This is a genomic window from Acinetobacter sp. ANC 3813, from assembly GCF_002135435.1.
Classification (GTDB): domain Bacteria; phylum Pseudomonadota; class Gammaproteobacteria; order Pseudomonadales; family Moraxellaceae; genus Acinetobacter.
Genome location: NZ_NEGK01000005.1, coordinates 180,908 through 193,672 on the forward strand (window position 1 = coordinate 180,908; position 12,765 = coordinate 193,672).

Sequence of the window (12,765 nt, forward strand, 5' to 3'; positions counted from 1 at the left end):
GCCGGCTAGCTTCTTCACTGCTTAAACAGCAGGCATAAAAAAACGCAGTCTTTAGACTGCGTTCTTGATTCAGCTGAACTTAGTTCAATGCAGCAACAACGGCTTGACCCATTTCAACTGTACCCACTTTCTGCATGCCTTCAGACATGATGTCAGCAGTACGCAAACCTTGATCCAATATATTGCCTACCGCATCTTCAATTGCTTTCGCAGCCGTTTCTTCACGGAATGTATAGCGAAGCATCATGGCAACAGACAGAATTGTTGCCAATGGGTTAGCCAAGTTTTGACCCGCGATATCTGGCGCAGAACCGTGGCAAGGCTCATACATGCCTTTGCCGTTTTCATCTAACGATGCTGATGGCAGCATGCCGATTGAACCTGTCAACATAGCTGCTTCGTCAGATAAAATGTCGCCAAACAAGTTAGACGTCACAATCACGTCAAACTGCTTCGGTGCGCGCACCAATTGCATTGCTGCGTTATCCACATACATATGCGATAAATTGATTTCAGGGTACTGTTCTTCTTTCAGCGCAGTTACCGTCTGTTTCCACAGCTCAGTCACTTCAAGCACGTTCGCTTTGTCTACTGAACAGACTTTGCCGCCGCGCAAGTTCGCCATTTCAAACGCTACTTTAGCAATGCGCTTGATTTCTGATTCTGCATATACGTCAGTGTTGAAGCCTTGCTTCTCGCCATTTTCCAATTCACGGATACCGCGCGGCTGACCGAAATAAATACCGCCTGTCAATTCACGCACAATCAGAATATCTAGACCAGATACAATCTCAGGCTTTAAGCTCGAAGCATCCGCCAATTGCGGGTATAAAATTGCAGGACGCAAGTTTGCAAATAAATTTAATTCGCTGCGCAGTTTTAACAAACCGCGTTCCGGACGGATTGAACGTTCAATTGTGTCCCATTTTGGTCCGCCTACTGCACCCAGCAAAATTGCATCGGCTTTTTTCGCCTGTTCAGATGTCACATCTGGATACGGCGCACCGTGCGCATCAATCGCTGCGCCGCCCAATAAGCCTTGTTCCCAAGTCAAATCTAAATTGAATTTTTCATTTACACGGGTCAGCACCTGCTCAGCAGCTTTTACAATTTCTGGGCCAATGCCGTCACCGGCTAAAATCAAGATTTGTTTTGACATGAGGGATTCCATTTATGAAGTCAGTATAAACCGACAAGTTTTTTACAATTTTTTCTCTACAAACTCGCCAAGGCCATTCAGGACATTGTACGGCTTGCAGAAACGTCGAATAGTTTTTTGTTCTTGCACCAAATCCACACACAGTGGTTCCGGTGCAGAGACGTTCAGCAGGCTGCTTTGCTGCTTGCTGCGGTTTCTGTACATTTTAAAGGTATAGCGCTGCTGAGCATTGAACTTGTGAATGACATGCAGGCTTTCCGCTTTATCATGGGAAATTGGATAAAAGCGAATGACCAATTCATGCTGTCCAGCAGGTGCTGAAAGATACAATGCATTCGCATCTTTCAGCGTTTTACCCTCTTTTAGGCGCAAAAGACCGGACTTGATCGCAGATTTGTCCAATTGCTGTTTAGACAGATCTAAAAGCCTCACTTGGTCATAGCGTTCAAAAGCGCAATCTTCCGTGCCTGCACAGTAAATCTGTGCATTATTTTTGCTGCTTGCTGTCTCTTTGACATTTTTCAGCTGTACAGTTGCAATACTTTGACATGCCGCTAATGCAGCAGTTAAAGCCCCGAGCAAAGCGAATCGTCCTAGAAGCTTATTCATGACCGGAATCCAACCTGACAATATCTGGCAATATGTGACTATAATTATTAACAGATAGTAACAAGTCTTCATCGGCATGACTATAGCTCAATGCAGACAATCCCTAGCCTTTGATTTCTGCAAAGACCCAAGGGCGAGACTGCTTGGTTTTTTCTTCATAAGCGCGGATATCATCTGCTGCCTGCAAGGTTAAACCAATATCATCCAAACCATTTAATAAGCAGTGCTTGCGGAATGGATCGACTTCAAATTTGAAAGCTTCACCGTTTGGCGTACGCACTTCTTGCGCTTCTAAATCAATTGTTAACTGATAGCCTTCAGTTGCCGCACATTCTTTAAATAGCTGATCCACAATCTCTTCAGACAAGATCACTGGCAACATGCCGTTTTTAAAGCTGTTGTTAAAGAAAATGTCTGCATAACTTGGCGCAATCACAGTACGGAAACCGTATTCTTCCAATGCCCAAGGCGCATGCTCACGGCTTGAACCGCAGCCAAAGTTAGCGCGAGAGATTAAAATGCTCGCACCTTGATAACGCGGCTGGTTTAATGTGAAATCTTTATTTAAAGGACGTTTTGAGTTGTCTTGTCCCAAAAAGCCTTCATCTAAATAGCGCAATTCATCAAATAAGTTTGCACCAAAACCAGTACGTTTGATCGATTTCAAAAACTGTTTTGGAATAATTAAGTCTGTATCAACATTGGCACGGTCTAAGGGTGCAACGATACCTTGTTCAACGGTATATTTTTTCATGTTTATTTCTCACTGAATCCGTGACCTCTCCCTAAGCCTCTCCGATAAGGAGAGGGAACGCCTTCCCCCTTTAAGAGAAGGCTGGAATGAGGGCTTAAACTAGAATGTACGCACATCCACAAAATGACCTGCAATCGCCGCTGCGGCTGCCATCGCTGGGCTCACCAAATGCGTACGGCCGCCATTGCCCTGACGTCCTTCGAAGTTACGGTTCGACGTCGAAGCACAATGTTCACCTGGCTGCAATTTATCTGCATTCATCGCCAAGCACATTGAGCAGCCCGGCTCACGCCATTCAAAGCCCGCTTCAATCAAAATTTTGTCTAAGCCTTCCGCTTCCGCTTGCGCTTTCACTAAGCCAGAACCAGGGACAACCATCGCCTGTTTAATGCTTGACGCAACTTTTTTGCCTTTCGCCACAGCCGCCGCTTCACGGATGTCTTCAATACGCGAGTTGGTGCAAGAACCAATGAATACGCGGTCTAACTGAATATCCGCCAAAGCCTGACCCGCATTTAAGCCCATATATTGATAAGCGCGCGTCCAGTCATTGCGCTGCACATCATCTTTGGCCTGTTCTAATGTCGGAACGGCTTGCGTCACTGGAATCACCATTTCAGGCGATGTGCCCCAAGACACTTGCGGTTCAATTTCTTCGCCTTGCAAAACCACTACCGTGTCAAAATGCGCACCTTCATCAGAAACCAAAGTATTCCAATATTCAACTGCAGCATCCCATTGCTCGCCTTTCGGCGCATATGGACGGTCTTTCACATATGCAATGGTTTTGTCATCGACAGCGACCATACCCACGCGCGCGCCGCCTTCAATTGCCATGTTGCAGACCGTCATACGGCCTTCAATGGACATATCGCGGAATACTTGACCGCCAAACTCAATGGCATGACCTGTACCGCCAGCTGTGCCGATTTTACCAATGATGGCTAAAACCACATCTTTTGGTGTTACGCCTTGACCTAATTTGCCGTCAACACGCACCAGCATATTTTTCATTTTCTTTTGAACTAAGCATTGCGTTGCCAATACATGTTCAACTTCAGACGTCCCAATACCATGAGCCAAACAGCCAAATGCGCCATGTGTCGCTGTATGCGAGTCACCGCACACTACCGTCATGCCCGGCAATGTTAAGCCTTGTTCAGGACCGACAACGTGGGCAATCCCTTGACGCACATCATTGATGTCAAACTGCACCACATTAAAGGTTTTGCAGTTGTCGTCTAAAGTCTGCACTTGAATGCGTGAAGTGGCATCTTCAATACCCGCAATACCTTCTGAACGTTCCTGTTTAGAAGTCGGTACGTTATGGTCAGGCGTTGCCACGTTTGCACTTAAGCGCCACGGCTTGCGGCCGGCTAAAAGTAAACCTTCAAACGCTTGCGGAGACGTCACTTCATGCAATAAATGACGGTCAATATATAATAGGCTTGAACCGTCATCACGCTGTTTTACTAAGTGGTCATCCCACAATTTGTCATACAAAGTTTTTGCAGATTCTGTTTGTACTTTTTGGGTTTCGCCTGCCATGTCGATATGCTCCACTGGACTGGGTAATTCTGTCATTAAATTGATTATAACCACGTATTCACATAAATCTAATTTATCATTTTTATTAATTTAAAAACTTTTAAGAATGACTATCCGTGTGTGCAAAAGCGTCCTGATCTTACTGATTTTATAGCCTTAGAGCGGCTGAAAACTGATGAGAAAACGATACCAACCCTCATCTGCATAGAACGCAATTTATTTATTAGGATCACTGTCTATAACTTTTTTAAAAGGTTTTTCTAAGCAAAAATTTATTGCAAAACTTTCCCGCACAGCATCAAAACCGTGCTTTATATGTTTAAGGCTATGCAGCATTGCAATCAATAAGGGCTATAGGCTGCAATTTATGCCGAAGAGTTTTCCTGATGCTTCGCCAGCTGCTCAATGGCCCGAATCAATTCAGCTTTGGCTGCACCGCATTCTGCGGCAGCTTTATTTTCATCGTCTTCATCATCGGCGATTTCATATACCGCACATCGGCGTTCTACAGTACCTTCAAAAATATCCAAAAGATATTTCACATGTTTAATATCCATTGCATTCACCTTTATGGGAAAGAGTTTTAATTGCCCCTTCCCCCTATTCTTTAGCGGTTTGACACGGCATCTAAAAAAACGATGCAAAATAATACAAATTCCACTTTTACTTTTTAAATGAGACTTATTATCATTTGAATAAGCCCAGAGCAAAGATAGAGGAACCCACCATGGCGAATATTCAAAAGTTTGTTGACTGCAACCAAAAAACCTTAAAAAAGACTTTCAGTTACTACATTATGCACATCACTGTCGCCATGTTGGTAGGCTACTTTGTAACAGGCAGTATAGCGATGGCGATTGCATTAAGCTTAATAGAACCCACTGTGCAAGCCGTTGCATTTTTCTTCCACGAAAAAATCTGGGAGCGTAAAAGAAGTACTGCGCCAGAGCAGACAGCGCCTTAACCGCAGACGCCCAGCATCGTTTCTCTATCACCGCCTTCGGGCGGCTTTGCTTTTGACTCAATGCTCTTATGTGATTTGCTGACCGTAGCATCAGCGCTTTGGTTTAAAGTGAAATGCTTATTTTTATAAAGCCTCATCTAGCCTGAGCATCGTATTTCAGACTGAATCCTGTATAAAATATTTTGCCTTTCCAGCATGCACTCTCATACATCTGTATGATCCATTTCATAATTTTGCTGTCTTTTTGGCATTCATATTCTGAATAAAGTTGTATATTTATATCAAAAGATACAACATTTCCTTTGATTAATTCTTAAAATTTCTGAATAATAAAATTACCATAAAAAATCTTTATAGGTAGTTGAAGATGAATCTCGCAGCTTTTGAAGCCTTTGTTAAAGTCATGGAAACAGGATCGATTTCTTTGGCTGCCGATCAGCTTTTTATTACCCAGCCCGCAGTCACCAAGCGCATTCACAGTTTAGAAGATTACTTCGGCGTGAAACTGTTTGAATCTGCAGGGCGCGGTGTACAAGCCACCCATGCAGCGCATTCCCTGCTGCCCAAAGTCAAAAGCTGGCTCAATGAGCTGGGCGATATTCACAATACGCTCAGCCATGAACAAAGCCAGGTGCAAGGCAAGCTGAAAATCGGCACCAGCCACCACCTTGGCCTGCACCACTTGCCCAGCCACCTGCGCAGTTATGTGCAGCATTATCCTGATGTCACTTTGGATGTGCATTTTGTCGACTCTGAACAGGCGCACGAACAAGTGCTGGCTGGAGATTTAGAGCTGGCGTTTCTCACTCTTCCGCCGCAGCTGGATGACCGCCTGAAGTATGTGACCATTTGGAACGATCCTTTGGTTTTCGTCGCATCACCGTTTCATCCTTTGGCGCAGGAACAGAATCTAAGCCTTGAAGATCTCATCCAATACCCAAGCTTGCTGCCGGCGTCTCAAACCTACACCAGTCAAATCACTTTGGCTGAGTTTGAAAAGCAAGGGGTGAAACCTAAAATCACCATGAGCAATAACCCGCTGGAGTCTATCCGCATGCTGGTGTCTATTGGCTTGGGCTGGTCAGTGCTGCCTAAAACATTGCTGAATCAAGACTTAAAACAGCTGGATATCAATTTAGAGATGAACCGCCAGCTGGGAATGGTGTGGCATCCTGGACGTACTCAGTCCAAAGCGGCTGAAGCGCTGGTTGACAGCATGAAATCGCTTTAAGATGACCTCTTTCATAAAAAAACCGCCTTGATGGCGGTTTTTTTAGCACGATCCAATGATCTGCCCAATTGTCTTCACTTAAAGTGCTTTGAGCTTAATTCTCCAGCGAATCTTCATGTAAAGATTCATTCAGCTGATCGACAATAATTGCCCAGCTGCCATCTGATTTTATTTTTTCCGCTAAAAACTGACGCTGCCCATCCGACCAATAATCTGCTTCGGTAATTTTGGTTTTTGCATTCAGCTGATGCGTGGCAATAAACAGCTCAATTGCCTCTTCACTTGAATCTAAGCCCAGCTGTTCAAAAAGATTGGTCATTCTTGGACGTACACTCATGCTTTTCTCCTCATTATTTACTCATGATTGCGCTGCAAATATTTTCTGTATAAGGATATAGCATGGATGTGAACCGCACTCAATTGCTGTTCTTTTGACTTAGTATTTTAGAAACGGCGTCGTGAGCATCAAATACAAACCAATCTGGCTGAAGAGCCATAGAATGGGCATACTGAATGCCGTGCCGCCAGCTTCAGCAAAGACTTTCGCGCTGTATTGCTGGTTTTGCATATAGGCTTTGACTTTGCTTTGAGCAAACTCTATATACAGACGCTTGCCAAAACAGCCCAAGATCACATTGGGTATTAAAGCCACAGCCAATGCATAGGCCAAGCTTAAGCCAATAATCTGCATCAGCAGACCCGCAAAGAAGCCGCATGCCAGCAGTGTGAAAAAGTAGGCGTACATTTTACGGTATAGCAACCAATATGCGCCAAAAATTAGCCCTGCCCAGCTGAAAGAAAAGGCCTGATGTGGAGAAACTTGGCTATAGGCCTGCGCTCTCGGACCAATAAACATGGCCAGCAATGCGGCTGCAGAATGCGGAGCAGATACGTTTTCATTCGTCATAATTAAAGGTTCAAAAGATTAGGGTCATGAAGTCTGGCTTCAGGGCGCGTGCAGCGGATGCTGCATTTGGACAATATCCAAAACCCGCGAAGCCGATGAATTGCTTCTTTGAAATTTCAGCAAGTCCACATGCCATGCTCGACTTAAAATAAGCAAAGCCTGCGGAGCTTTTTGGCTGATTCAGATTGACCAGTCCTGAATATCCCAGCCTTGCTCTTTCGATAGCGCCTCTAAACGGTCATCAGGATTCACTGCAATGGCATGGTCTGCATATTCCAGCAGAAAACGGTCATTGATTGAATCTGAATACGCCCAAGACTCAGTCACTTCGCGCCCTTCCAGCCACTGATCCAAACGCGCCAATTTGCCTTTTTGGTAACACGGAATGTTAATCACTTTGCCCGTATATTTTCCATCTGCCAGCTCAGCATTGGTGGCAATAATTTCGCTAATGCCAAACTCACGGAAAATTGGCGCGGTAATAAAATCTGAAGTTGCGGTAATGCCGACCAAAGCATGGCCTGCATCCTTATGACGCTGAATCGCTTTAAAGCCTTCGGGACGCATTTGCGGACGAATCACTTTTTGCATAAACAGCTGATGCAGTTCAGTCAAATACGGCATGTCATGCTCAGTCAAAAATTCAAATACGAACTCGTTATAGGCAATCGGATCGAGCTGGCCCGCTTTGTAATCTTCATAAAATTTATCGTTCATGGCGCGGTGGCGGATTGGTTCTACCAAACCTTCATTGACCAAAAACTCTCCCCATGAATGATCCGAGTCTGTATTTAATAAGGTGTGGTCTAAGTCAAACAGCGCCAATTTCATGAAAATACTCGTAAAAGCTTAAATTTAAGAAAAAATTTGTAAATCTATCTCCGCTAGTCGATAGAAATTCGTTAAGATCATAGCAATTTTAACATTATTTACACTTTGCTTTAGCCGAGTTGGATGCAGAAATAACAATCCCCGGCAACAAAGTCATAAATTACACAATATTTAGGTAGCCAAATGATCGACTCAGAAGGTTTCCGACCCAATGTCGGGATCATTTTGGCAAACGAATCTGGTCAAGTTTTATGGGCAAAACGCATTGGACACAATGCATGGCAATTTCCGCAAGGAGGTATTCAGTATGGTGAAACCCCCGAACAGGCACTTTTCCGTGAACTGAGAGAAGAAGTTGGCTTATTGCCCGAACATGTCGAGGTTATCGCGCAAACTAAAGGTTGGCTGCGTTACCGTTTGCCAAATCGATATATACGCCCGGATTCAGATCCGGTATGTATCGGTCAAAAACAAAAGTGGTTTTTACTGAAACTAACGGCTTCGGTACAGCATATTCAGCTGGATTTATCTGATCCGCCTGAATTTGATCAATGGCAATGGGTAAGCTATTGGTATCCGCTGGGTCAGGTCGTGAATTTTAAACGCGACGTGTACCGCAAGGCGATGACAGAGCTGTGCAGCCAGCTGCCGCAAAAACCTTAAAAAATTGCATGATAAATGCTGATTTTTGAGAGAACTATTGTTATAAATTAGTGATCTATTTAACCGAATTTTCGGAACAATTATAGGAGCAGACACGATGTCGAATATGCAGCTGGATACCCTACGACGCATAGTCCAAGAGATTAATGCGTCCACCAGCCTGCATGAGTCATTAGACATCATGGTCAAGCAAGTCGCTGAAGCCATGCATGTTGATGTCTGCTCTATTTATCTGCTGGATGAGCGCAACCACCGCTATCTGCTGATGGCCTCTAAAGGCTTAAACGCCGAATCTGTGGGCAATGTTTCTTTGCACACAGGTGAAGGCTTGGTGGGCCTCGTCGGTCAGCGCGAAGAAATTGTCAACTTAGACAATGCCTCTAAGCATGAACGCTTCATGTACCTGCCAGAAACTGGGGAAGAAATTTATAATTCCTTCCTTGGCGTGCCGGTCATGTACCGCCGCAAGGTCATGGGCGTTCTGGTGGTACAGAATAAAGAGTCGCAAGATTTCAGCGAGGCAGCTGAATCCTTCTTAGTTACACTATGTGCACAGCTCTCAGGGGTTATTGCGCATGCGCATGCCGTGGGTAATATTGACGTCTTCCGCAAGCCCAGCAATCTGCCTGCCTATAAAACCTTTCAAGGGATTTCAGGTTCTGGCGGTATTGCCCTCGGGCGCGCCGTGATTCTGTATCCGCCTGCAGATCTGGCCGCAGTGCCTGACCGCGAAGCGGATGACATCAGTGAAGAATTAGAACTGCTGGACAATGCGCTGGCTTCTGTACGTCAGGAGATTCAGTCTTTAGACGACAAAATGCAGGATGCCTTAATGGCGGAAGAGCGTGCACTGTTCAGTGTGTTCCTGCGCATGCTGGACGAAAATGCCCTACCTGCAGAAATTAAAGAAGAAATCCGTGAAGGCAATTGGGCGCAAGGCGCCGTTCGCAATGTCATTGATAAGCACATTGCGCTGTTTGCGCAAATGGAAGATGACTATCTGCGCGAGCGTGTTTCCGATCTGAAAGATTTAGGCCGCCGCATCTTGGCCTATCTGCAGGAAGCGGATGCCAGCCACCGCGAAATTACCAATGAAAGCATTTTAATTGGCGATGAAATTTCCACGGCAGCACTGGTTGAATTACCTGTTGATAAGATTGCTGCGATTGTCACCACTGAAGGCGCGATGAACTCGCACATGGTGATCGTGGCGCGCGCCTTAGGCATTCCAACGGTTGTTGGCGTGACTGAGCTGCCAATCAATACACTGGATGATGTCGAAATGATTGTTGATGCGCATCAAGGGCGTGTCTTTATCAATCCGCCGCGCCGTCTGCGCAGCCGCTATAAAGAAATTCAAAAAGAAGAAGAATTACTCGCCAAAGATTTAAAACAGTACGAAACCAAAGATGCCATTACGCCTGACGGCGTTGCCGTCAAACTATATGTCAACACGGGTTTAATGATTGATGTGGTTCGCGGCGTACAGCGCGGCGCTAAAGGTGTGGGCCTGTACCGCTCTGAAATTCCATTCATGCTGCGCGACCGTTTCCCTGGTGAAGAAGAGCAGCGCCTGATTTACCGTCAGCAGCTCAGCCACTTTGCCAACAAGCCTGTGGTGATGCGCACCTTGGATATTGGCGCAGACAAAGATCTGCCGTATTTTTCTATTGAGGAAGAAAATTCTGCGCTCGGCTGGCGCGGTATCCGCTTTACACTGGATCACCCAGAAATTTTTTCTTCGCAAATCCGCGCCATGCTCAAAGCCAGTATTGGCCTGAATAACCTGCATATTTTATTGCCCATGGTCACCAGTGTCAGCGAAGTTGAAGAAGCGCTGTATTTGCTGGACCGGGACTGGCAAGCCGTACAGGAAGAAGAACAGGTCAAAATCACCAAACCGAAAATCGGCATTATGGTAGAAGTGCCCAGCATTTTGCTGCAGATTGAAGAATTTTCTGAGCTGGTGGATTTCTTCTCGGTCGGCTCCAACGATTTAACCCAATATCTGCTGGCAGTGGACCGCAACAATCCTCGCGTCGCAAACGTCTATTCACACCTGCACCCTGCTGTGCTGCGCGCGCTGACACGCTTAGTGAATGAGTGCCATAAATATGACAAACCGGTCAGCATCTGCGGTGAAATGGCTGGAGATCCGATTTCTGCTATCTTGCTGATGGCTATGGGCTTTAATACTTTATCAATGAGTTCGAGCAACATCCTTCGTGTACGTAAAGCGATTTGCCATGTGCCAATGACCGATGCGCAGGAGTTGCTGGCGCATGTGCTGAAAATGAGCAATCCGCTGATCGTCAAAAGCTGGATGGAATATTACTTTAAAACCCATGGCCTCGGTGATATGGTCAAAGCATCAACCCGTATTGTCAGCGCTTAATCTGAGCTGCTGGCGGCATTTTCAGCGGTTTATTTAAAGGCTCACATCATCCGCTTTTAGCGGTGATTAGCTCTATGATATACAGCCAACCGGCGAGGTGTGTATGGATTTTTTTCTATTTCTGCTCTTTGCTGTGGTTATTTTTATTATCAGCAATAAACTGTTCAAGCCAACCAAAGATAAACCGCAGCAGACCCGCCGGCAGGTGCCCCAAAGCAAGGCTGTGCAAAGCAGATCATCTCAAAGCCAAGAACAGAGCAATCAACCCAAGCTGCCGCTGAGCAGAAAAACTGCCGTTCAAAAAACACTGCACTCTCCTGTACGCCCCAGCGTACCCATCCTGCTCGGGATTGAGATCACAGCTGCACAGCAGCGCCGTTTAGGCAAGGATGACCCTTCAGTACTGGCGGCCAATCGCGCTAAACAATTACATGAACAGTCCGATGCGCCATCTTTTTTTGAAAAACTGGGACAGCAAATTGAAAAAGCAGCCCATCAAATGGATGATGCGGCTCAGCAGCAGAAAAATTCTGCCAAAGAATTGAAAAAATAAGATTTAAATAAATTATTTAATGATTTGTTTATCAAGAAAAAATGACTTTGACTGCAATTATGCGGCCATTAAAAAAGGGAGATAATCATTTGAGTATCCCCCTTTTTTGTGCTTTCTGTAGCCGCGTTTTGCGTCTTTCTTTCGATCTACAAAAGTTTGGCTTTTGTTAAAATCGTTCATATGCTTTGCCACAAAGTTGCGAACTTCAACTTCAGGCAGGGCTTTTTTCTTGGCCATTGCGCTGCTCACTTTTTCAGTTTAAACATCCACTAGATGTCATGCATATATTGGGCTTTTTTGCACAAATTACAAGCCTTATGATCAAAATACATGGACTGAATTTTCTGAACATTAACCCATTTCTGCCAGCATGCTCAAATGTCTATATTGCATAACAAACATAGTTTCCCAATATCAAACATCTTTCACACATCGTTCTCTTGATCTGCATGCAGCGGGCTGGATAACCCGCTGTTCAATACGCTGCTAGAAAATCATTTATGCAGATTAAGCACTGCCTATTAGCAGTTTCAAAATGGGATGCCACACCGAAATCAATAAAATTACGCCCAAAACCTTATTAAACGCCGCCACACGGCCGGGGTTAGAAAGCCACTTTTGCGACATTTGCCCGAGCCATGCCCAAACAAATAAGCAAGGAAAAGCAATCAACATAAATAGCAGCGTCAAAATGACCAGCATCTGGCTATATTGAGCGGTCTGCGCCAAATATACGGTCATCACCGCAATAGCCATCAGCCATGATTTAGGATTTATCAGTTGCATTAAAAAACCTGCCCAAAAGCCATGTTTCTGCTGCGCCTGCGGGTGCATGTTCGCCAAATTGGGCTGGTCATGAAAAATTTTCCAAGCCAAAACCGTGAGCCAAAGTCCTCCAGCCACACTCAAAATCAGTTGCAGTGCTGGGCTATAGCTGATGCTTTGTCCCAAACCCAGTCCCACCAGTAATACCAGAAGTGCCGCGCCCACGCTTGCACCTGCAATCAGTGTACAAGATTTATTGATGCCAAATTGCTGACTGGTACTAAGAATTAAAAAATTGGTTGGCCCAGGGGTAATTAAAGCCACAAAAGCAAAGGCGCAAAATGCCAATATCGTTTCCACTATAATTTCCAAACATATTCAGCTGC

At 45.1% G+C, this 12,765-nt stretch carries 16 protein-coding genes; 6 read left to right on the forward strand and 10 right to left on the reverse strand.

Annotation, left to right across the window (positions count from 1 at the left end; translation table 11 throughout):
• Window positions 1–79: 79 nt before the first annotated feature.
• The 5 genes from leuB to B9T34_RS09630 all read right to left on the reverse strand — a co-directional run bounded on the left by leuB (window position 80) and on the right by B9T34_RS09630 (window position 4,627).
• The gene (leuB, locus tag B9T34_RS09610; RefSeq protein ID WP_086212938.1) at window positions 80–1,159 is read right to left on the reverse strand and encodes a 3-isopropylmalate dehydrogenase; all 1,080 of its coding nucleotides are present in this window, start codon (window positions 1,157–1,159) and stop codon (window positions 80–82) included.
• A 42-nt stretch (window positions 1,160–1,201) separates the two neighbouring features.
• Entirely contained in the window at window positions 1,202–1,768 is a 567-nt protein-coding gene (locus tag B9T34_RS09615; protein ID WP_086212939.1) for a hypothetical protein, read from the reverse strand.
• A gap of 103 nt (window positions 1,769–1,871) precedes the next feature.
• Window positions 1,872–2,522 (reverse strand): 3-isopropylmalate dehydratase small subunit, encoded by a 651-nt coding sequence (gene leuD / locus B9T34_RS09620; protein WP_086212940.1) that lies wholly within the window; start codon window positions 2,520–2,522, stop codon window positions 1,872–1,874.
• Between the two features lie 99 nt (window positions 2,523–2,621).
• A complete protein-coding gene (leuC, locus tag B9T34_RS09625; protein ID WP_086212941.1) occupies window positions 2,622–4,070 on the reverse strand; it encodes a 3-isopropylmalate dehydratase large subunit in 1,449 nt (482 codons plus the stop codon).
• A gap of 365 nt (window positions 4,071–4,435) precedes the next feature.
• On the reverse strand, window positions 4,436–4,627 hold the full coding sequence (locus B9T34_RS09630) for a hypothetical protein (protein ID WP_086212942.1): 192 nt from the start codon (window positions 4,625–4,627) through the stop codon (window positions 4,436–4,438).
• 170 nt (window positions 4,628–4,797) lie between these two features.
• Here B9T34_RS09630 and B9T34_RS09635 point away from each other — a divergent pair, with 170 nt between their 5' ends.
• Entirely contained in the window at window positions 4,798–5,034 is a 237-nt protein-coding gene (locus tag B9T34_RS09635) for a DUF2061 domain-containing protein (RefSeq protein WP_086212943.1), read from the forward strand.
• Window positions 5,035–5,401: 367 nt separating this feature from the next.
• Window positions 5,402–6,265, forward strand: a complete 864-nt coding sequence (locus B9T34_RS09640) for a LysR family transcriptional regulator (RefSeq protein WP_086212944.1) — start codon at window positions 5,402–5,404, stop codon at window positions 6,263–6,265.
• Window positions 6,266–6,359: 94 nt separating this feature from the next.
• Here the strand turns inward: B9T34_RS09640 and B9T34_RS09645 are convergent, their stop codons facing one another.
• Window positions 6,360–6,602, reverse strand: a complete 243-nt coding sequence (locus B9T34_RS09645) for a DUF2789 family protein (RefSeq protein ID WP_086212945.1) — start codon at window positions 6,600–6,602, stop codon at window positions 6,360–6,362.
• Between the two features lie 99 nt (window positions 6,603–6,701).
• Entirely contained in the window at window positions 6,702–7,172 is a 471-nt protein-coding gene (locus tag B9T34_RS09650) for a DUF2628 domain-containing protein (protein WP_086212946.1), read from the reverse strand.
• Window positions 7,173–7,198: 26 nt separating this feature from the next.
• Between B9T34_RS09650 and B9T34_RS19140 the strand changes: the two genes are divergently transcribed.
• Window positions 7,199–7,324, forward strand: coding sequence for a hypothetical protein (locus tag B9T34_RS19140; RefSeq protein WP_265733481.1), 126 nt, complete (start codon window positions 7,199–7,201; stop codon window positions 7,322–7,324).
• A gap of 28 nt (window positions 7,325–7,352) precedes the next feature.
• Here the strand turns inward: B9T34_RS19140 and B9T34_RS09655 are convergent, their stop codons facing one another.
• On the reverse strand, window positions 7,353–8,003 hold the full coding sequence (locus B9T34_RS09655; RefSeq protein WP_086212947.1) for an HAD family hydrolase: 651 nt from the start codon (window positions 8,001–8,003) through the stop codon (window positions 7,353–7,355).
• Window positions 8,004–8,186: 183 nt separating this feature from the next.
• On the opposite strand from B9T34_RS09655, the gene B9T34_RS09660 reads away from it, so the two are divergent.
• The 3 genes from B9T34_RS09660 (at window position 8,187) to B9T34_RS09670 (ending at window position 11,614) form a co-directional block, all read left to right on the forward strand.
• A complete protein-coding gene (locus B9T34_RS09660) occupies window positions 8,187–8,666 on the forward strand; it encodes an RNA pyrophosphohydrolase (protein ID WP_086212948.1) in 480 nt (159 codons plus the stop codon).
• Window positions 8,667–8,763: 97 nt separating this feature from the next.
• The gene (gene ptsP / locus B9T34_RS09665; protein WP_086212949.1) at window positions 8,764–11,061 is read left to right on the forward strand and encodes a phosphoenolpyruvate--protein phosphotransferase; all 2,298 of its coding nucleotides are present in this window, start codon (window positions 8,764–8,766) and stop codon (window positions 11,059–11,061) included.
• 103 nt (window positions 11,062–11,164) lie between these two features.
• On the forward strand, window positions 11,165–11,614 hold the full coding sequence (locus tag B9T34_RS09670; RefSeq protein WP_086212950.1) for a hypothetical protein: 450 nt from the start codon (window positions 11,165–11,167) through the stop codon (window positions 11,612–11,614).
• A gap of 57 nt (window positions 11,615–11,671) precedes the next feature.
• Here the strand turns inward: B9T34_RS09670 and B9T34_RS09675 are convergent, their stop codons facing one another.
• Window positions 11,672–11,851: a hypothetical protein gene (locus B9T34_RS09675; RefSeq protein WP_086212951.1), complete on the reverse strand. Its 180-nt coding sequence runs from the start codon at window positions 11,849–11,851 to the stop codon at window positions 11,672–11,674.
• A 270-nt stretch (window positions 11,852–12,121) separates the two neighbouring features.
• Window positions 12,122–12,739 (reverse strand): LysE family translocator, encoded by a 618-nt coding sequence (locus B9T34_RS09680; protein WP_086212952.1) that lies wholly within the window; start codon window positions 12,737–12,739, stop codon window positions 12,122–12,124.
• Window positions 12,740–12,765: the final 26 nt, after the last annotated feature.